Source organism: Ralstonia mannitolilytica, assembly GCF_000954135.1.
Taxonomy (GTDB): domain Bacteria; phylum Pseudomonadota; class Gammaproteobacteria; order Burkholderiales; family Burkholderiaceae; genus Ralstonia; species Ralstonia mannitolilytica.
Map to the genome: position 1 here is coordinate 224,028 of NZ_CP010800.1, position 20,597 is coordinate 244,624.

General features: G+C 67.1%; 14 protein-coding genes. 2 read left to right on the forward strand and 12 right to left on the reverse strand.

Features of this window, described 5'->3' with window-relative positions; translation table 11 throughout:
• Positions 1 to 91: 91 nt before the first annotated feature.
• The 4 genes from TK49_RS17610 to TK49_RS17625 all read right to left on the reverse strand — a co-directional run bounded on the left by TK49_RS17610 (position 92) and on the right by TK49_RS17625 (position 5,985).
• Positions 92 to 1,582, reverse strand: a complete 1,491-nt coding sequence (locus TK49_RS17610; RefSeq protein WP_045218556.1) for an ATP-binding protein — start codon at positions 1,580 to 1,582, stop codon at positions 92 to 94.
• Positions 1,579 to 2,244, reverse strand: a complete 666-nt coding sequence (locus tag TK49_RS17615) for a response regulator (protein WP_045218557.1) — start codon at positions 2,242 to 2,244, stop codon at positions 1,579 to 1,581. The genes TK49_RS17610 and TK49_RS17615 overlap by 4 nt, the downstream gene beginning before the upstream one ends.
• Positions 2,245 to 2,419: 175 nt before the next feature.
• Positions 2,420 to 4,219, reverse strand: coding sequence for a J domain-containing protein (locus tag TK49_RS17620; RefSeq protein WP_045218559.1), 1,800 nt, complete (start codon positions 4,217 to 4,219; stop codon positions 2,420 to 2,422).
• An 8-nt stretch (positions 4,220 to 4,227) separates the two neighbouring features.
• Positions 4,228 to 5,985 carry a molecular chaperone HscC gene (locus TK49_RS17625; RefSeq protein WP_082076355.1) on the reverse strand — a complete coding sequence of 586 codons (1,758 nt, stop codon included), beginning with the start codon at positions 5,983 to 5,985 and terminating at the stop codon, positions 4,228 to 4,230.
• A 166-nt stretch (positions 5,986 to 6,151) separates the two neighbouring features.
• On the opposite strand from TK49_RS17625, the gene TK49_RS17630 reads away from it, so the two are divergent.
• Both TK49_RS17630 and TK49_RS17635 read left to right on the forward strand, forming a co-directional pair.
• A complete protein-coding gene (locus TK49_RS17630) occupies positions 6,152 to 7,471 on the forward strand; it encodes an Nramp family divalent metal transporter (protein WP_045220280.1) in 1,320 nt (439 codons plus the stop codon).
• Between the two features lie 93 nt (positions 7,472 to 7,564).
• Positions 7,565 to 8,701, forward strand: coding sequence for a mechanosensitive ion channel family protein (locus tag TK49_RS17635; protein WP_045218561.1), 1,137 nt, complete (start codon positions 7,565 to 7,567; stop codon positions 8,699 to 8,701).
• Here the strand turns inward: TK49_RS17635 and TK49_RS17640 are convergent.
• The 8 genes from TK49_RS17640 to TK49_RS17675 all read right to left on the reverse strand — a co-directional run bounded on the left by TK49_RS17640 (position 8,691) and on the right by TK49_RS17675 (position 20,503).
• Positions 8,691 to 9,578, reverse strand: a complete 888-nt coding sequence (locus TK49_RS17640) for a hypothetical protein (RefSeq protein WP_045218562.1) — start codon at positions 9,576 to 9,578, stop codon at positions 8,691 to 8,693. The two genes, TK49_RS17635 and TK49_RS17640, sit on opposite strands and share 11 nt — an antisense overlap.
• A gap of 2 nt (positions 9,579 to 9,580) precedes the next feature.
• The gene (locus TK49_RS17645; protein ID WP_045218564.1) at positions 9,581 to 11,299 is read right to left on the reverse strand and encodes a DUF2334 domain-containing protein; all 1,719 of its coding nucleotides are present in this window, start codon (positions 11,297 to 11,299) and stop codon (positions 9,581 to 9,583) included.
• Positions 11,300 to 11,312: 13 nt separating this feature from the next.
• On the reverse strand, positions 11,313 to 11,771 hold the full coding sequence (locus TK49_RS17650; protein ID WP_045218565.1) for a hypothetical protein: 459 nt from the start codon (positions 11,769 to 11,771) through the stop codon (positions 11,313 to 11,315).
• Positions 11,772 to 11,780: 9 nt separating this feature from the next.
• Positions 11,781 to 13,040 carry a non-hydrolyzing UDP-N-acetylglucosamine 2-epimerase gene (gene wecB, locus TK49_RS17655; protein ID WP_045218567.1) on the reverse strand — a complete coding sequence of 420 codons (1,260 nt, stop codon included), beginning with the start codon at positions 13,038 to 13,040 and terminating at the stop codon, positions 11,781 to 11,783.
• A gap of 289 nt (positions 13,041 to 13,329) precedes the next feature.
• A complete protein-coding gene (locus TK49_RS17660; protein WP_045218568.1) occupies positions 13,330 to 15,066 on the reverse strand; it encodes a bacteriophage N4 adsorption protein A in 1,737 nt (578 codons plus the stop codon).
• Positions 15,063 to 17,174 (reverse strand): glycosyl transferase family protein, encoded by a 2,112-nt coding sequence (locus TK49_RS17665; protein ID WP_045218571.1) that lies wholly within the window; start codon positions 17,172 to 17,174, stop codon positions 15,063 to 15,065. The genes TK49_RS17660 and TK49_RS17665 overlap by 4 nt, the downstream gene beginning before the upstream one ends.
• 719 nt (positions 17,175 to 17,893) lie before the next feature.
• Positions 17,894 to 19,711 (reverse strand): methyl-accepting chemotaxis protein, encoded by a 1,818-nt coding sequence (locus TK49_RS17670; RefSeq protein ID WP_045218574.1) that lies wholly within the window; start codon positions 19,709 to 19,711, stop codon positions 17,894 to 17,896.
• A 99-nt stretch (positions 19,712 to 19,810) separates the two neighbouring features.
• Positions 19,811 to 20,503 (reverse strand): glycine zipper 2TM domain-containing protein, encoded by a 693-nt coding sequence (locus tag TK49_RS17675; protein WP_045218576.1) that lies wholly within the window; start codon positions 20,501 to 20,503, stop codon positions 19,811 to 19,813.
• Between the last annotated feature and the right edge of the window lie 94 nt (positions 20,504 to 20,597).

Genomic DNA, 20,597 nt, shown 5'->3' on the forward strand with positions numbered 1-20,597 from the left:
GGCTGGCATCGGGCGCGCACGCCACTCGGCCAGCAGAACCAGATGGCCCAGCAGCACAAGCGCCAGAATCATCCACCGGGAGGCTCGCCAATCAGTGGCGCGGCGTATCGGCCATGCCAGGGGGAACATCGTCGGGCTCGATCGGTTCGGGCACGGCGTCCAGCGCCGGCAGGCGGATGACCACCGCGCAGCCCTTGCCGCCAATGCCGTCTTCAATGGCAACCGAACCGTTCCCGAGCTCGACGATGCGGCGCACGATGGCCAGCCCAAGGCCGCTGCCCTGCGACTGACTACCGCGCGGACGATAGAAGCGCTCGAACACGCGCTCACGCTCGTCGGGGGGAATGCCGGGGCCGGAATCTTCGATGCGCAGTTCGATCATCGGTACGGCGTTGCCGCCCTTGCCCGCGCCGAGACGTGTCACGGCGACGCGCACTTCGCCGCCGTTGGGCGTTTCACGCACGGCGTTGTCGAGCACGTTCTCGACGAGCGTGGCGGCATCTTCGTGCGACACCGAGACCCACGCCTGGTTGGCCCCCTCGTACGACAGCGTGATGTTGCGCCGCTCCGCCCGCGAAGCCTGCTGGATCACGCCGCTGCGCGCGCAACCGGCCAGATCGGACAACGCGCCCTGCGCCAGTTGCGCCTCGACACGGCGCGCATCGAGCCGGGCGATGGCCAGCAGCTTGGACAGCGACTGCGTTGCGCGCGAGATGCCGCGGTCGAACTCGCGCAATGCGGTGGAGCGATCCTCTTCGCTGTCGGAGTGCGACACCACGTACGCCTGCGCCTGAATGGCGGCCAGCGGCGTGCGCAATTCGTGCGCGGCATCGGCGAAGAAGCGGCGGTCGGCTTCAATGCCGCGGCGCACGCGCGCGAACAGCGCGTTGAGTGCGTCGACCAGCGGTTTCAGCTCCGCATGCTCGACGCTCTGCACGGGTTCGAGGTCGGCCGAGTCGCGCGCTTCCACCTGCCGCGTCAGCGTGCGCAGCGGCTTGAGGCCCTGGTGGGCGGCCCAGCCCACCATCACCATCAGCGCAACGGCAAGGATGGCCAGCGCAATCGCCACCTCCTGGAACAGGTCGCGAATGGCGCGCTCGTAGGCCGAAAGCGGCTGCGCCACGGTGGCGGAGATCCGGCCGTCTACGCTGTCGACCGTATAGCTGCGCCACGGCTTGCCTTCGAGGTTGATCTCGACAACCGCATCGTGCGCCCTGCCGCACGGCATGGTCGGTGCGCCCGGGAATGCGGTGATGACATTGCCGCTGCGATCGCACAGCACGTAGCGGAACTCGCCGGGCAGGATGTTGGGCAGCGACAGGCCCAGCTTGATATCGGTGAGCCGTCGCAGGAATTCTTCGCGGCGCGGCACATCGTCCATGTTGAGCGCAGTGAGGTCGGCATACGCCTGCGCCGACATGCGCAGATCGCTCACCACCTGGCGGCTGTTGGTGCGCGAGATTTCGAGGTGGGCGATGATAAGCTGCACCAGCAGCATCAGCACCAGTGCTAGCAGGATCAGGACATACAGCCGGAACGACAGCGAGCGGACCCGCAGGATGGCCGGGACCGCAAACTTCACCGGTCGCCCCCGATCATGTAGCCGACACCGCGGATGGTCTGGATGGTTTCATTGCCGAGCTTGCGGCGCAGGTGGTGGATGACGACTTCGAGCGCGTTGGCGCTCACGCTGTCGCCCTCGCGGTAGAGCGCGTCCATCAGCGTTTCGCGCGGCACCCAGCGATGGGCCCGGCGCACCAGTTCGAGCAGAAGCTGGTACTCGCGCGGCGTCAGTTCGATGACCTGGCCGTCCTGCGTCACGCGCTTCTGGGAGGGCTCCACCACGAGGTTGCCGACGCTCCACTGGTTCGTGCTCTGCCCCGCATGGCGGCGCAGCACCGCGCGCAGGCGGGCGATGAGCTCATCCACGGGAAACGGCTTGACGAGAAAGTCGTCGGCGCCGGCGTCCAGGCCCTTGAGGCGCTCGTCCAGCGCATCGCGCGCGCTGGCGATGATGACCGGCACATCGCAATGCGCGGCACGCAGTTCCTCCAAGAAGACATGCCCCTCGCCGTCGGGCAGGCCCAGGTCGAGCACGATGGCCTCGAACGTGTTGGTGGTCATCCATTTCTGCGCATCGACCAGGCGGCGCACCCAGGTCGCGTTGTAGCCGGCCTGGCGCAGCGCGCGGGCCAGCGCCGTACCCAGTGGCAAATCGTCTTCGATGAGGAGGATGGCGTTCATGCGCGGAAATCCGGAATTCGGCGGTCAAGACGTAAACGAATAGCCGGCACCTGGGTGCAGGTGCCGGCAAACGCTGAAATCTACCGCAACGGACTGAGCTTTGCCTTAAATGTGCCCGGGCAATATGCACGTCGGCGCACAATTGCGCGCCTCGTTTGCGATGAACGGCGGGATCTCACGCCCGCTGGCGACGGCTGCGCATGCCGTCCAGCACCGCGTGCCATGCGGTGCGCAGCAAGGCCGTCAATACCAGCCAGGCGACCGAGCCTTGCAGGATCAGCATCCCGCGCAGGACGTGCCCCTTCGGCACGAGCACGTCGCTCAACAGCAGTCCCGCGCCGAGCGTCAGCGCCATGGCGAACATCCAGACGTACGTCCCGCCCAGGCCCTTGCGCTCCGCGAGCTTTGACCAGAATGGGTCGACGGCCGCGAGGCCGGCCAGGAACCATGCCCACCCCAGCGTTGCAGCCACCGCGGGCAGATCCTGCGCCAGCAACAGCTGCAGCGGCACGGCGGCAATGCCAACCGCCAGCAGGACGAGTCGCGCCCGGGTGGTCTGCCAGTCCTGCCCAAAACCACGCAGCAGCACCTCGCGCAGCCCCAGGAACAACGTATCGGACAACGCCAGCACCAGCAGGCCGTTGCCGAAGAATGGCTCGAAGGCGCTCACCAGGCTGAAGCCGTAGAACATGCCCGCCGGCACCAGCAGCGCCAGCACGCGGGCGCGTTCCTGGGCAAGCAGCACCAGCACGTGCACGAAGGCGACACCCACAATGGCCGCAGTCACGACACCGGTGTACCAGTCGGACGGATGCAGCACGCACAGCGCCAGCGTCGGCGGCGCAATGCGAATGCCGTACCAGACTGCCGGATGCAGCGCCCGCAGCTGGCCGCGCGCGCGTCGCCGCTCCAGCGCGGGCGCGATCCACACGGGATAGGCCACGCGCAGCGTCACGGGCAGCACCAGAATGCAAACGGTCACCAGCCACACGAAGAACGTGCCAAGTTGCTGGTACCAATCCGGCGCATCCCAGCGGTGGCCGCCCGCCCAGAACATCAGCGCACCGAATGCACTGAGCGCCGCCAGCGCCGCCAGCCCCGAAAACGACGGCCATGGGCGGCGCGCCGCCTCGTCCCAGGCCTGCATCGAGGCGTGGTCGAGCCGATATTCGAGCGCCTGCGGCCACTTCGTCCTCAGTTGCTCGAGGAACTTGCGCACGTCCGACAGGAAGTACGGCATGAACAGGCGCAGCGTCGGAATCCTGGCGGGCCCGGGCTGCAACATGCGCCGCACGGTGGCGGAGTGCTTGGCGCGGTGCTGCACGCCCTGGTATTGCACGTCGCCGGCCGCACGGTCAATGGCGATTTGCCACAGCCGGCGCTCATGCGGGTCCAGCGGCATGGGGGCGCCGGTCCATTCGAACACGTTGTCGCACGCCATGCGGACGGTGCCGAGCATTGCCCGATCGGCGCAGGCACGCAGCGCGGCGTGCTGGAACGCTTCGCGGGCCTCGAAATGGATCAGGTCCGGATGCTGGAGGCGAGCGCGCAGCAACGTTTCGATCGCTTCCACGCGCGCATCGGACACGTCGTCCGGGTCCTGTTGCGGCACCTCGGCCAGGAACGCCTGCCAGTGCTGCACGCCGACAACGCCCGGCGCCGGGCCAAGCTCGCGCTGCGGTGCCGGCCGAAACGTCAGCGGCGCGGGGCGTCCTGGCGCATCGTCGGGCAGTTGGGCCGCGGCTTCAGGATCAGCGTGCCGGGTCTCCAGGTGCACGACAACCGGCGGCGGCGCGCCATCGTCGCATTGCGCGAGGGCCGTGTCATAGGCCTCGCGCAACGCCTGGAATCCGGCAGCATCGTCGTCGGGGCGCACCACCTTCAGGCGGGCCGCGTAGGCGCGCTTGATCTGGCGGGCATCGTGTGTGGGTTCAATGCCCAGCACCGCCCACGGTCCAAACAGTTCGGTCGACATGGGCGCCTTCAGTCGAACATTGCGCCGGACTCGACCTGGTCGAGCAGGCGCTTGATGCTGGTCCGCACCTCGCGAATGCGATCCGGATCCTGCGTATCGAGCGCACCCTGGAACACGCCGATGGCATGCCCGACCGCACCACGCTGGGCGCCGAGCAGCTGTTCGAACACGCGTTCCGCGCGGGACATCACGGCACGGTTCTCGGTCTGGTCGCGCGGGTGGATCTTGATGGCCGCCAGTGCTGCCAGGCGTGCCTGCACTTCGTCGGGTGTCATCACACCGGGGTTTTCTTCGATGACCAGCACGTGCTTTTCGCCCGTGTCGGCCACCGTACCCTCGCATTCGAGAATGCCGTTGACGTCGTACGTGAAGCGCACGTCGATGTGCACCGTTCCCGCCGGCTTGGGCGGCACCGGGATGCGCAGCTCGCCCAGGAAGATGTTGTCGACCACGCGCGCAGACTCGCCCTGGAAGATGCGCAGGTGGATCTCGGCCTGGTTGTCCGACACGGTGTGCAGACGCTCGACGCGGCTGACGGGCACCACGGTGTTGCGCTCGATGATCGGCAGGAAATGGCCCTCGGTCATGCGCTGCATCGACACGCGCTGCACGACGTCCACGCCCATCGAATACGGCGCCACATCGGTCATCACGACTTCATCGAGGGCCGCATCGCGCATCTTCAGGCCGGCCTGTACGGCTGCGCCAAGCGCCACCACCTCGTCAGGATTCAGGTCGACCACCGGAAAGCGGCCGAACATGCGGCTCACGAGCCGGCGCACCATCGGCATGCGCGTGGCGCCGCCGGCCAGCACGATGCGATCGAGCTCGGCCGGGCGGATGCGCGCGTCACGCAGGGCGCGCTCGACGGGCGAGCGCAAACGTTCGAGCAGCGGCTCGGCCAGCGAGACAAAGGCATCGGCGCTGACTTCCCAGTTGTAGGTTTCGCCCTCGTATTCGATGCGCAGCGTGGTGGAGACGGCGTCCGTCAGCGTGCGCTTGGTGCGCTCGGCGGCTGCACGCAGGCGCTCGGCCAGTGCCGGGGGCAAGCTGCCGATATCGGTGCCCACGCGCTCGCCCAGCGCGGTCTTCTGCAGGAAGGACTGCATGAGCAGCGTGGCGAAATCCTCGCCGCCGAGGAAGTTGTCGCCGGCCGAGGCACGCACCTCCATCACGCCTTCGAACAATTCCAGGATCGACACGTCGAAGGTACCGCCGCCCAGGTCGAATACAAGGAATTTGCTCTCGTCCTGACTCTGCAGGCCGTAGGCCAGGGCCGCCGCCGTCGGCTCGTTGAGCAGGCGCTCGACCTTCAGCCCCGCCAGCTCTCCTGCCACGCGCGTGGCCTTGCGCTGCGCGTCGCTGAAGTATGCCGGCACGGTAATGACCGCTTCCGTCACGGGCTCGCCGAGCAGGGCCTCGGCATCTGCCTTGAGTGCGCGCAGCACGAACGACGACAACTCTTCGGGCCGGAAGGTTTGCCGGCCCAGCGTGATCTTGCGGTCGGTGCCCATGTACCGCTTGAAGAGCGCCGCCGTCAGCTGCGGATGGGTCTGCAGGCGTTCGCGCGCGGCTTCGCCCACGACAAGAGAGCCGTCGTCCAGAAAGCCCACGCACGACGGCGTCAGCGCGTGCCCGAGCGCGTTGGGGACAATGCTGGCGCCGCCGTCGCGCCATACGGCGACGAGGCTGTTGGTGGTTCCAAGGTCGATGCCGACAATCACGATGGTCAGGAAGAAGGAAGGATGGACATGGGCCGCTGGCATGCAGGAATGCCTGGGCAGCGGCAAGCCGAAGCTGCCGCGCAGCTTACCCAAAGCCGGCCTCGAGCGGCATGCCACGAAGTGGGGGGCGTCGTGCACGCACCACGCGCCGCCGACGGCGCCTGGCTATCATGGGGCCGTTCCGATTGCCTCTTCCTCTGCCGCGCGCATGCTCCGCCTGCCAACCACCGCCACCGCGCCGTTCTGCCCATCCGAAGTCCGCGGCACCGTTGCCATCCCGCCCGGCCTGCCGTTGTGGAGGAAGCTGCTGCGCTTTGCGGGGCCGGGGCTGCTGGTCTGCGTCGGCTACATGGACCCGGGCAACTGGGCCACCGATATCGAAGCGGGGTCCCGCTACGGTTATGCGCTGCTGTTCGTGGTCGTGCTTTCCAGCCTGGCGGCGATGGTGCTGCAGTGCCTGTCGGCGCGGCTGGGCATCGTCACCGGGATGGACCTCGCGCGTGCCTCGCGCAACCGCTACCGCCCCGGTGCGCTGCGGGTGCAATGGCTGCTGGCCGAACTGTCGATCATCGCGTGCGACCTCGCCGAGGTGCTCGGTTGTGCGCTGGCCTTCCACCTGCTGCTGGGCGTGCCGATCCTGATGGGCGTTGCACTGACCGCGCTCGATACGCTGATCGTCCTGGGCCTGAAGGGCAAGAACTTCCGCCAGCTCGAAGCCATCGTGCTCGGGCTGATCCTGACCATCGGGCTGTGCTACTTCGTCGAACTGGTCCTCATCAAGCCGTACTGGCCCTCCGTCGCGGCGGGCCTGATGCCGTCGTGGCAGGCCGTGAGCCAACGCGAGCCGCTGTACCTCGCCATCGGGATCCTGGGCGCGACGGTGATGCCGCACAACCTGTATCTGCATTCGTCGGTCGTGCAGACGCGCATGACGGCCGCCACGGACGCGGCCAAGCGCGAAGCGATCGGGCTCTCGCGGCTGGACACCATCGTCTCGTTGAGCCTCGCGCTGCTGGTGAATGGCGCCATCCTCGTGCTGGCCGCTGCGGCCTTCCATGCCAACGGCTACCGCGACGTGGCCGATATCCAGGACGCCTACCGCCTGCTGGAGCCCATGGTGGGAACGGCGCTGGCGGGCCTGCTGTTCGGCTTCGCGCTGCTGGCGGCCGGGCAAAGCTCCACCTTCACCGGGACGATCGCCGGACAGATCCTGATGGAAGGCTTCCTCGATCTGCGCATCCCGTGCTGGCAGCGACGCCTCATCACCCGTGCGCTGGCGTTGATTCCCGCATTCATCGGCGTGGCCATGCTGGGCGAGCACGCCATCGCCAAGCTGCTCGTCATCAGCCAGGTGGTGCTGGGCCTGCAGCTGCCGTTCGCCATGTTTCCGTTGATCCGGATGACGGACGACCGCACGCTGATGGGCGCATTCGTCAACACGCGCGTCACTTCCCTGCTGGCGTGGGCGCTGTTCGGGATCATCAGCGTGGCGAACGTGTGGCTGGTCTGGCAGGTGCTGGCCGGCTGAAACGGCGCACGAGGGGCCAAACCCGGGCCGCTGCCCCGTGCCGCTGGCACGTTCTGTGCGGCGCAGCATCCGTGTTATTGCACGGAGATGCCTATGGAGTGGCTCAACGCCCACACTTTTCTGCGCGTGCCGATCCGCGACTGGCTGGCGGCGGCACTGACGGCCATCGCCGCCTATGCGGTGCTGTCCAACTTCATCCGGTTCATCGGCAACCGGCTCGAGGCCCGGGCCCGGCGCACCGGCCACCGGTTCGACATTCTCAGCGCGGCGGTACTGCACGACACGCATCCGCTGTTCATCGCGCTGGCGGCCTTGCTGGCGGGTTCGTATTTCATCGACCTGCCGACGCGCATTGCCAACAAGGCGGACCACGTCTGGTTCGTCATCATCGGGTTCCAGATTGCGCTATGGCTGAACCGCGGCGTCACGCTCTGGACGCGCGAGAAGCTCTCCGCGCAGGGGCGCACGACCCATAACCCCGTGATCACGTCGATGATGGCGTGGGTGCTGCGCTTCGCGCTGTGGTCGATGCTCGTGCTGGGCATCCTCGCCAATGTGGGCGTGAACATCACGGCCTTTGTCGCCAGCCTGGGCGTGGGCGGCGTGGCGGTGGCGCTGGCGGTGCAGAGCATCCTGAGCGACCTGTTCGCGTCGCTTGCCATCGGGCTCGACAAGCCGTTCGAGATCGGCGACTTCATCGTGTTCGAATCGATCGCCGGGACGGTGCAGCACGTGGGGCTCAAGACCACGCGCATCCGCAGCCTGTCCGGCGAGGAGATCGTGACCTCGAACACGGCGCTGCTCAAGAGCACGATTCACAATTACAAACGCATGTCGGAACGGCGTGTGGTCTTTACGTTCGGCGTGACATACGACGCACGGGCCTCGCAGCTGCAGAAGATTCCGGAGATCGTGCGCCGTGCCGTTGAAACCGCGGGCAACACGCGCTTCGACCGCGCGCACTTCAAGGAATTTGGCGAGAACGCACTGAACTTCGAGGTGGTGTACTTCGTGACCGACCCCGATTTCAACCTGTACATGGATATCCAGCAGCGCATCAACCTGACGATCCTCGAGGGGCTCGAAAACCTCGGCACGGCCTTCGCCCTGCCCACCCGCACGATCCAGCTCGTGCGCCGCGACGGTGAACCGGTCAGCCCGGAAGACCTCGTGACCGGCAGGCCCGGCGCACCGCAGAGGCAGCGCGTCAACGCGCGCGCTAGCGGGTGAGCGCGGCGGACTGCGCCCGGAATGCCGCGTCGAGGTCGCGCCACAGCGGCCGCGAGCGCGGCACCATGTCCTGCCGGAAATACCACCAGAAATAGCCGCCCACGTAGCGAGGGTGGTCGACCGCCAACCCGTAGTAATGCGCGATGAGCGCCGGCTTGCCCGCGGCGCGGCGGGTGCCCACCTCGCCAAAGCCGAGCGCGGCATGCGGAAACAGCTCGCCCAGGCGCTGGAACACCGCGCTCCACGGCGGCGTGGCGATCCTGCAATCGTCTTCATAGAAGCTGATGAAGACATAGTCCACGCCCTCGCGAAGCCGCGCTGGCAGCTTGCGCTCGACCCAGCCGAACATCGCGTGTGACGGTTGCTCCGCGCAGCCTTCGTTGTAGTACAGCGTCAGCGCGGTCCGGCCGCCGCCTTGGCGGATGACGTCGTAAGCCGCCAGCGTCTTGTCGACCACGTCCCGCGGGTGGCCGGCCCACTCGCCGTTGACCTCGTTGCCGATTTCCCAGATGTCGACCTGGCTGCCCAGCGTACGCAGGTATGCGCTGGCGCGCTCGCGCAATTCGGGTGGCGTGTATTGCTTGAGCGTGGACGAATCCGCGAGCTCTCCCATCACGTAGGCCACACGCCGGATGGCAGCGACCGGAGCGGCATAGTGCGAGGCGCGCATGCCCTCGTCAAAGACGACGCGGGCGGTGGGCCGATGCGGCAGATGCGCAAGCGCATCGACCACCGCCGGCACGTCGTCCACCGCATCGATCGTCACGCCATACAGCGGCGCGGGGCCGACGGGCATTGCGTCCGCCGGCCCCGCGGCCTGTGCAGATGCGGCCGATACCAGCATCGCCATTGCCAGTATCGCCCGCACCGCCGGCATGGTCACTGCACCACGCTGGCGTCGGCCCAGGTAAAGCCCAGCGCCGTGATGCCGGTGATGATGGTCTGGAAGTCGGCAAAGCCGGGCGTGCCGACTTCGGGTTCCAGCCAGAACGGGTGAAAGAAGAACGACGCAAAGCCGTCGCGCACCGCCAGCGCGTAGTTGGCGTTGGTCAGGATGTCCTGCGCCGTGTACGACAGGCAGGACGATGGGTCGATATTGCAGATGTTGTATTCCACATTGCCCAGGTTCTCCGGAATGATGCGCTGGTTGTAGTAGTCCTTCTGGATGATGTAGGGGAAGAACTGGCCCACCGAGAAGTCATGCCCGGGCGTGGTCGCGTTCAGCGTCTGCGGATTGTCCGAGGTGTAGTACACCACGCGCTGATAGGTGTTCTTGAAGTACTTGGGCACCGCCTGGATCGACAGCGGCGACGATTGGTAGTGCGGCGCCTCCCAGGCAAACGGGTTGTAGCCGTTGAGCTGGAACTCCAGCAGGCCGGCAGACAGCCGATTGGCGGCCCACTGCGTCGAATCCTCATTCACCGGCCGGTTCTGCGTGGCAAGCCAGAACTCGAAGTCGTTGGCGCTCACGGCGTTAATGAGGTTCGGAATGTTGCTGTACTGGTGCGTATAGCCATGCATCAGGATCTTTCCGCCGCGTGCCTTGGCGTAGTTCAGCGCCTGTTTCAGCCCCGTTGCGTTGACCAGATGGATGGTCTGCGCCACGCCGCCGTTGTATACGCCGTTCGGGTCGGTATACAGCGGGATGGTCGCGATCGAGAACGGAATGCTCTTGCTCTGCATGTAGTCGGTCAGCGTCTTCATGGCGGCCACGGACGTCGTGGCATTCACGTCTTCCAGGCGCACAAGGGCGCGGTGCGACGTGGGCGCATTCGTGCCGAGGATGTCATGCAGCAAGTCGCAGATCACGAGGTAGCGATCGCGCGGGCCGATGAACGAGAACGGCATGTCGGCGAAGTACCAGAAGTTGCCCGAGCGCATGACGTACGGCGCGGTCTCATTCGTGGCCGTGTTGGTGATCGTCACCAGGCTGGAGGCCTTGGTGGCGTCGGCCACGGAGGTCACGCCGATGTCCGGGTCGGCCGTGACGGCGCCCGTCGTCGAATTGAACGCGTAGTACTTCTGCATCGACAGGCTCTTGTAACTCACGTTATCGAAGAAGCCCGGGTTCGGAGCGCTGGCCGAAGGCGTGGCGTTCATGCCGCGCAGGTTCACGAAGTTGATGCCGTAGCGCGCGGTGAACGGATACGCCGGGTTCCAGGCCAGTTCCCACAGGTTGTATTTGAACCAGACGACGGTCTTCTGCGTGGTGGTCACGTCGGAGAGGAATGCCGCCGGTATGGGGTTGTTGTAGTAGCTCCCCATATAGAACGTGGCGGTGTACTGCTCGGTCATGCCTGCCGTGTAGTTCTGCACCGGCAGCATCGTGATGGTGGTGTTGAAGTGCGCGAGCAGGTTGTACAGCATGATCGCGTACGCCTTGCCAAGGTTGGTGTACGGATCATTGGCGGGCGCGTCGTACAGCACCAGCATCTTCGCCGGTGTGGTCTGTGCAGAGGCCGAACCTCCGACCGTCACGCAGACGGGGCCGAGCCCGATGGTGCAGCTGGCGCCCTGCGCTGGCCCCGTCAATGAAATGCCGAGCATGCCGCCGGCCAGCACCACTGCACAGAGAAACTTCCGAAAGACTGTCTTCATGATGCGCTCCGACTCATGGGCGATACACCGAGCCATCCGCTTGGCGGTAGAGCCCGAGGTTGAAGTTAGGGCCACGGTCGTGGCCGCGTTCGGTACCTGTCGTCTCGTTTTCCGGCATGCCGGGGCGGACTTCTGTCATGACCGCCGGGCGAGGCGGTGGAACAACCTGTCCGTTCTCGTCCATGACGCCGTAGCCATAGGCGCGCGGGCCGCCGGTCGCGGCCCTGTGTGTCGTCGCGGCCATCACGGCGGGCTGGGCGGGCTGCGCGGCCGTGGCCGTGCCTTTTGAAGGCGTGGGTGCGGGGGCTTTCCTGTCGTTGCTGTCGCCTCCGCCAACCGGGTCGTTCTGGGCAGCCTCAGGCGCGACAGCCAGCACACCGGCTTTCTCTGCGCCGGGTGGCGCGACGATCAGCCAGCCGGCCACCAATGCCGAGGCGAGCAACGCACCGCCCCCGATCTGTTTCGCATTCATCAAACCCTCCTAACCGTTCAGGCGGTGTTGCGTGGATGATCCTTGCGCGATCGCGCGCGCCACGTCCAGATCGATGATCTCGGCCTCGGCAACCGGCTTGCGAACGAGCTGGGGGCCGCGGGCAGCCTGTTGCGGCTGCCCGGCAAACGCGGCCTTCAGCGCATCGACGATGCGCAAGCAGGCCTGCCCGTCGCCGTAGGGGTTATGGGCCTGCGCCATGCGCTGGTATTCGGCGCTGTCATGCAGCAGGCGCTCGGTTTCATCGACGATGCGCTGCGTATCGGTACCCACAAGCCGCGCGGTGCCAGACGCAACGGCCTCGGGGCGCTCCGTCGTGTCGCGCGTGACGAGCACCGGCTTGCCGAGTGCCGGCGCTTCCTCCTGGATGCCGCCCGAATCAGTGATGATCAGGTGGGCGCGGTCCATCAGGTAGACGAAGGGCAGGTAGTCCTGCGGCGCGATCAGATAAACGTTGCCGTGGCCCGAAAGAATGGCGTTGACGGGCTCCTGGACGTTCGGGTTCAGATGCACCGGATACACGATCTGCACATCCGGATGCCTGGCAGCAAGCAGGCGCAGCGCCACGCAGAAATGCTCGAACGGCTCGCCGAAGTTCTCGCGCCGGTGGCCCGTCACCAGGATCATCCGCCGGCCCGCATCCAGGAACGGATAGCGCGCCAGCATCTCGGTCGAGAGCCCGGCGTCGGTGTCCAGCCGCCGCTTGACCGCCAGCAGCGCGTCGATGACGGTGTTGCCGGTGAGCGTCACCTGCGCAGGGTCGATGCCCTCGTCGAGCAGGTTCTGACGCGACTCGGCCGTCGGCGCGAAATGCCACGTGGTGACGGCGTCGGTCACGCGGCGGTTCAGCTCTTCCGGCCACGGCGACCAGATGTTTCCTGTGCGCAACCCTGCCTCGACATGACCGACGGGAATGCGCCGGTAGAACGCTGCAAGGCTCGCAGCGAGCGTGGTCGTGGTATCGCCATGGACCAGCACGGCGTCGGGGGCGTACGCATCCAGCACGCGGTCGATGCCGCCCAGCACGTTGGACGTGATGTCGGACAACGTCTGCCCAGGCCGCATCAGGTTCAGGTCGAACTCGGGCACGATGCCGAACAATTCCAGCACCTGATCGAGCATCTGCCGATGCTGCGCGCTCACGCACACCGCCGAGTCGAAGCCTGCCTCGGCGCGCAATGCCTGCACCAGCGGCGCCATCTTGATCGCCTCGGGCCGTGTGCCGAACACGGTCAGGATTCTTTCCTTCATGACTGCCCCCCAATGATCTGCTCCATGCGCGACAACGCGCGACGACGACCGCGTCGCTTCCGATCTGGCGCAGACTCTGCCAATGGAGCGAAGGTCGTGCCATCCATGCTGTTTTGTCCCCACCGTGGCGGTACGGCGCCATCCTGCAGGCGCCATTGCCCGTCCCTCTTCGTGATCCACTTGCGGCAACTGTCAGAAACGTTTCATTCGCGACACCTCTGTGGGGTCTGCTTGATGCGTGGCCCGCGGCCGTTCCTTGATGGAACGCACGTACGCAACGTCCACCAGCTCAGAACCACAAGACGGCGCGCGCCACCACCCCCTTTGCCCGGTCCGCATGGGTCAGCGGCAGGCGGTACTGCACGGTCAGATCCAGCCAGCTGGCCGGAGCGCTGTACGGCGTCTCGCGAAACCAGTACCGCAGATTGATGCCTGGGCCAACGCCCAGTGCGAGGCGCTGGCCCACTGCCTTGTTATCGTGGTCGCCCGCCAGCACGATGTGCGGATACACCGTCAGGCGATCGCTGATGGAAGCCATGCGCCAGGTGTGCCCGTAGCGCGCCTCGGTGCTCACGATCATGCGGCCCGCGTTGATGAAGTAGGCGCCCTCGCCATACACCTGCCACGTCTGCCAGCGCGGCTTCGTCACCTGCAGGTCGATGCCCTGGTCGGTCGAGAAGCCGATGCGCAGCAGGGTGTCGTTGCTGGTGAGCCGGCCGATGCGGAACAGGCGCTCTGCGGTGAAGACAAGGTTGATGTCCTTGATCGGCTTGTAGCGCGCGCCGACGGAACCCTGCACCGTCGGCAGGCCGGTGGTGCCGTTGCGGTCGTACACGCTGTCGTAACCGCGCGCGAAGACCTGGAAGATGCTGCCGTCGCGGTAGCCGATGCCAGGCGGTTGCCAGTACACCTCCGTGCCGGCCTGCGCGATGCTCACGGTGTTGGGCAAGCCGAACGCCGAGGTCTGGTACGCACCTGAGAGCACCATGCCGACCGTGCGCTGCATCTGTTCAACTTCGCGCCGGTACCCGAAACGCCGGTCCGCGCTCAGGCGGTCGTCACCGTTGCTGCCGCCCTCGGTCCTGGCATCGGCATCGGCGCGGTCCAGCGTTTGACGGAACAGCTCGATGGCGGTCGGGTTGTCGCCGAGGCGCTTGGCGGCGTACGCCGCATCCGCGTAATGGCTCCAGTTGCCCTGCCCGACCGAGAAGCCGCTCTGGAATGCGGCGAGCGCAGCGCGGTCGTCACGGGCGCGCAGGTGTTCGTAGGCTTCGTTCAACGCACGCTGCCCCGCCGCGCGCGCATCGTCCGCGGCAGCGCTTTCCGGCTGGGCCTCGGGTGCCATCGCCTGGGCAAGCAGCGCCTTTGCGTACTGTTGCTGCGCCGGGTCGGTCGCGTGTTCGGAAGCCAGCGAGGCAGCCTGCGCCGCACCATCGCGGTCCCCGAGCTGCAGGCGCGATTGCGCGAGCCGCAGCTGCACGGCGGCATCCGGCTGATCCTGCAACGGGGCAAGCGCCTCGAGCGCTGCCCGCGGATGCCGGGCGGAGTACGCATTGTCCGACCAGGCCAGATGCAGGTTGCGCTGTTCCTGCGGCGTCCACTCAGCGCCCTGCACGGCGCGGGCAAAGTCCTGCTCGGCCACTGCCGGCGCACCGGCCTTCTGAGCAAGGAAGCCGTGCTGCGCATACACGCGCGGCTCGTTCGGATACTTCTGCAGCAGCCCATCGGCCAGCGCGCGCGCGGCATCGATGCGCCCCTCGCGCGTCAGCACGTCGAGCAGCAGCAGGTTGAGCTGCAGGCTGTCGGGCTGCACGGCGAGCGCGGCGCGTGTGGCGGCTTCGGCATCGTCGAGCCGGCTCGCGTCGATGGCGCGGTAGGCACGGTCGGCGCGGAAATAGGCGTCGGGCTGCAGCGGCTGCGCTGCGGGCTCGGCAACCGACACCCCGTGGCACAGCGCCCACACCGCCGCCGCGATGGGCCAGCGCGGCCTGCGCAATGCCGAAACGTTCTTTCGTCCAGTGTTCATGCCACACCTCCCGCGACGGATGGATTGGGACGCGCCTCGGGTCCCGGTGGCGGGTCCGGCGGCACGGGTATCGGGGGGATGTTGGGAGCCTCGGGCGCGGGTGCCGTGCCTGCGGACAGGTTTGGGCCGGCGCCCGTCATGGATTCGATGGCCAGTGTGGCCGAGTACGCCGCGGGGCCGAAGACGACCGTGGCGCGGCGGTTGAGGTCGGCCAAGAGCGCGAGTTCGGCCGACATTTCGTGGTCGCACGCCATGAAGCACGCCACCTTGCGGCCGGCCGCGCGGGCCAGCTCTTCGAGCGCTTCGCCGTTGGGCAACTCCGACACGGCAATGTTGAGCGAGCCGTCTTCGCCGATCGAGAACGGCACGACGTGATGCCGCACCGCCAGGTCGCGCGGCAGGCAATCTGCCAGCGCCCCGAGCACGACGTTGGTCAGGCTCACGCGCGGCAGGTCGGCCTGCTCGGCCAGTGCATCGGCCAACGTGTCGGGCGTGACCAGGCCTTGCCGCAGGAGCACCTGCCCAAGCCGCTGCCCCGTCTCCCGATGGATGGCCAGCGCCGCGTCAAGCTGCTCCTGCGTGATGACTTCCCATTTGACGAGCGTCTCGCCAAGCCTGCCGCGCGTGCGGCCCAGCGCGTCATTCGACAGGTAGATGTGTTGGGTCTTGTCCCACGCGATGGGCTTGCCGGTCAGGCAGTAGATCAGAAAGATCTTCCAGGCACGGCACACCGAGAAGAAGTTGATGAAGTTGTTCACCACCAGCCTCGGCAGGCACAGCACGCCTTGCAGCGGGCCATTGAGCCGGCCCACGAAGTACACGCGCTGCGCGAGCCGGTTGGCGAGCAGCACGGCGTTGATGGCGAGCAGCTGGTGCATCCATGGACTGTTCACCGCCAGGGTGCCGGCCGGTATCGCGGCCCAGCCCTTGGCGAGCAGCACGCCCAGCACCAGGTAGTTGAGCAAGAGCACATACGCGAGGATGGAGAACAGCGCCGTCACCACGCCCTTGCGGTCGCGGAAGAACATGTACTTGGTGACAAGGTTGCCGTCCCACCCCATCTGCAGCCAGCCCTGGAACGCGATGCCGAGCACCCAGCGCGCACGCTGCCGGTAGGCCGTGCGGAACGTGCTCGGGAAATACTCACGCGTGGCGAGCAGCTGCACGCGCCGCGGCTTGCGCCGCCCGAGATGCCAGCGTGCATGCGCCTTGCCCTGCGCGTCTTCCTGCGGGGGCGTGGTTTCGCAGATCGGGAAGTGCACAAACGCTTCGCGCATGCCGAGCTCGCGCAGCCGGAAGCTGAAGTCGTAGTCTTCGGTGAGCGTGCTGGTGTTGAACGGCGCATCGCCGCGCGCCTTCATCACCGCCTCGATGGCGCGCCGGCTGTAGCACAGCGCCACGCCGGCGCCCGGGACCGTGCCGGTAAGCGCCTGGCGGGCCACCAGGTCTTTCTGGTGCGTCTCGGAAAAGTCGTCCATGTAGGTGCCGGCCACCCACTCGTACCACTTGCGCTCCAGCGAGAGCACCGGCAACTGCACGAGGTCCTGATCGCGGATGAAGTAGTTGAAGTACTTCAGCTCCAGCGGGTGAATCACGTCTTCGCAGTCGTGCATGATCACGCCGGCAAAGCGGATGCCGTGCCCGGCCTCGTAGCGCAGGATCGTCTGGACAATGGTGTTCAGACAGTCGGCCTTGCACGTCGGGCCATCGTGCGTGACGGCCGCGCGCACCACACGGCCGGGATAGCGCCGAACCATGCGTTCGACCTCGGCGGTGGTCTCGGCATCGTTGCGATAGGCGCCGGCAAAGATGATGAAGCGCGTGTACTCCATCGTCGCCAGCGTGTTCTCCACCATCTTGGCGATGACGTCGTACTCCTTCCATGCCGGCACCATGATGGCGAGCCATTGCTCCTCGCGCTGGCGCAGTTCTTCAGCCGCGATCGTGACGGGCGTGCGGCCGCGCTGCGGCCAGAGCCACAGCTCGCGCAGCCAATAGAACGCGTCGAGAAAGAAATCGTCGGCCGTGCTGATCAGGATGACGAGCGTGGTCGCCATCGTCAGCGTGTTGAGCAACGCCAGATAGAGCTCCCATGGCACGTCGGTCATGGCCGCTCCTCCATGCCGGCACATTGCCCGTGCCCGGACACTCCCCCGCTTTGCGCCGCCATTGATTCCCCCAAGGTCTTATCGATGTGCGGGGCGACCGCTTACGCGGTGGCATGCCGTCGATCGGCTCGGATCGTGTGGCATGCGTCGCTCTCCTGCCCGCTTCCGCCGGGGGAACGCGAGGACCATACCAAGACCCGCGAGGGCGCGCGGTTATGCGGTGTCCTGCGCCGCACCCCCGCGCAGCCGCTGCCGAACGCGCCGGGTTGTTGCATGGATGAACGCACATCGCGGCGGGCGAGAGCGGGGCCGGTATCGCAGCGAAGCCCAGCCACAGTGGGCAAGTCGAAACCGTCGTCCAGGCAGCGGACAGCGCCGCCGTACGAACGACGGAGGCGAGGTCCGCTCCGGTGCAGGGTGTTCGGGTTAGGTGGGCCGGTGACCGCCGCGGCGGCGGCAGCACGCGCCGTGCTGCCCGAAAAGCAGCACCCCGGCCGATTGGGGGCGCCGTGCCTTGCCGGCAAACGGTTCACGCGCGACAGCGCGCTTCAAGCGCGAGCGGCGCGCACATGGAGTCGGGCCCGCGCGAGGCCCGCCACGCCGTCTGTCGACCGCATCGGCAACATCCGCCCGCGCAATCGGGCCAATTGGTTGCATGGCTGAAACATAAAGCCGCGCACCGGGCGCGGCTTGTCGAAATGCGGATCGGCGGGTGGGCGTCAGAACTGTTCCCAGTCGTCTGCGTCGCTTGAAGCGGCAGCCAGGGCAAGCTTGCCGGGCTTGGGCTCGGCTGCCGCGGCAGGCGTACTGGGCGCTGCTGCCGGCACTGGCGTCGGCATCGGACGCTTGGCCGGCGTAGCCGCACGCGGGCGGGCGACGCGCGGCGCCGTCGTGGCGGGCTTGCGCACCGCCGGCTTCGCAGCGGCTGCCGAGGCGGCTGGCGGTGCTGGCTGCACGGCTACCACGGCCTGCGGCGCGACATGCGTGCCGGCCGGCGGCAGGCGGAACGAAGCCACCGCCTCGCGCAGCACGCCGGCCTGTTCCTCCAGCGACTGTGCTGCCGCGGCAGCCTGCTCGACCAGCGCCGCGTTCTGCTGCGTGACCTCGTCCATTTGCGTCACGGCCTGGTTGACCTGCTCGATGCCGGCGCTCTGCTCGTCCGACGCAGCGGAGATCTCGCCCATGATGTCGGTCACGCGCTTGACGGCCACCACCACCTCGTCGATGACGGCGCCGGCCTCGCTCACCAGCGTCGAGCCGTTCTCCACACGGCCCACCGAATCGCTGATCAGCGCCTTGATCTCCTTGGCCGCCGTGGCCGAGCGCTGCGCGAGACTGCGCACCTCGCCCGCCACCACCGCAAACCCGCGCCCCTGCTCGCCCGCACGCGCAGCCTCGACCGCAGCGTTCAACGCGAGGATGTTGGTCTGGAACGCAATCCCCTCGATCACGCCGATGATGTCGGCGATCTTCTTGCTGCTTTCATTGATGCCGGACATCGTTTCAATGACACGGCCGACGACCTCGCCGCCCTTGACGGCAATGTCCGACGCGTTGCCGGCAAGCTGGCTGGCCTGACGGGCGTTGTCGGCGTTCTGCTTGACGATGCTCGTGAGCTCTTCCATGCTCGATGCCGTCTCTTCCAGCGAGCTGGCCTGTTCCTCGGTGCGCTGCGACAGATCCATGTTGCCGGCGGCAATCTGCTTGGTGGCGCTGGCGATCGACTCGCTGCCGCGGCGCATCGTCTCGATCGTGCGGATCAGCCCGCGCTGCATGTCGATGAGGCCCTGGGTGAGCGCGCCCATCTCGTCCTGGCTGCGCACGGTGATGCGCTCGGTCAGGTTGCCACGCGCGATCTCGCCGAAGTGCCCCAGCATGTTCGACAGCGGCACCGAGATCGCACGATGCAGGCCGAACGCGCAACCGAGCGCCGCCGCGATGCCCAGCGCGATGGCGCCGACCACCAGCATCAGGAAGGCCCGCGAGCGCGCCACCGCGCCCTCGTAAGCGGCCTTGGCCTGCTCCACCTGGCTGCGGTCCAGCGCATCGGCGGCGGCGGACAGCGCCACCGACAGCGGCGGGATCGTGTTCATCACCACGTGGTCGGCGGCAGCGGCATCGCGTGCGCGCAATGCGTTCATCAGCGGCTCGATGCCATCGCGGAAGAGCGCGTTGCGCTTGGCCTCCACGTCGGCGGCCAGGCGCGCCTCCTCGGCGCCCATCGGCAGCGATTTGTATTGCTTCCAGGCATCGTCGGACTTGGCGCGGTAGCCGTTGGCCTTGTCGAGGATGGCCGGCACATCCGCGGCGTCCGGATGGAACACCGCGCGGTCAAGCGTCGTGCGCACAATGGCCGCATTCAACTGTGCCTTGCCGAGCAGCGACGTCGAGGCCAGCTGGTTGGTGTAGATGTCCTTGATGTTCGCCTCGGACGCACGCATCCCTACCACGCCGATGGCGCCAATGGCGGCCAGCAGCACGGCAAGCAGCGCCAGGGCCGCGTTGAGTCGGAAGCGGATGGAAAGTCGATTCAGCATGAGAGTCACAGCGGGTTGTCGCTCCCGCTATATCGGCCAGCCCGCGTGGTTTCTGAAGCGGGCTGACTCCCATGCCAGACGTGAGGCGAACGAAAGTGCCTAGTACGGCACCGCCATGTTGTTTTCGATGCGGGCCCGGTCCCCGGCGCGCAGGCCGTTGGGATTGTTCTGCGTCAGCGTCACGCGCGAGTTGTCGTTCAGGCGCAAGGTCACGCGGTAGGTCTGGCCGACCACGGTATTGCCTTCCACCGCATTGCCCGCCATGGCCCCGGCCACTGCGCCGCCGATGGTCGCCACGGTATTGCCGCGGCCGCCGCCGACCTGGTGGCCAAGCAGTCCGCCCACCACACCGCCGAGCACGGCGCCCACGCCGCTCGGCTGGCCGCGCACCGGCACGGCCTCGACATACTCGACGACGCCGTAGCGGTTGTCGGCAGGCGCCTGGTAGGCTTGGTCGCCGCTATTCGGATACGTGCTCGGATACGGCGAGTAATTCGGCTGCGAATAGGCAGGCGCCGGCTGCGGCCCATACGGCTGCGGCGCGTTCGGGTCGTAGCTGCCGTAGCCGTTGCCGTACGTGTTGCCGTACCCGCTGGTATAGCTGCTGGCGTATGACGTGCTGCCGTACGCGTTGCTGCCGGCCGCATAGCCGGCGCCATAACCCGCGCCGTAGCTGCTGTACGGCGGTGCCGTGACGCACCCGGCCAGACCTGCTGCCATGGCAGTCAACGTGGCCAGCGCCACCCAGCGTGCTGCACGCCCTGCACGGTCGGACTTGTTCGTTGCTCGCATGATGAATCCCGTCTTGTGGACAAGGCGTCTTGGCCGGCCGGGGCCATACGCTCCGGCGTGGCGATGCGCCTGGTGCCGCAAAGTCTATGCCGTG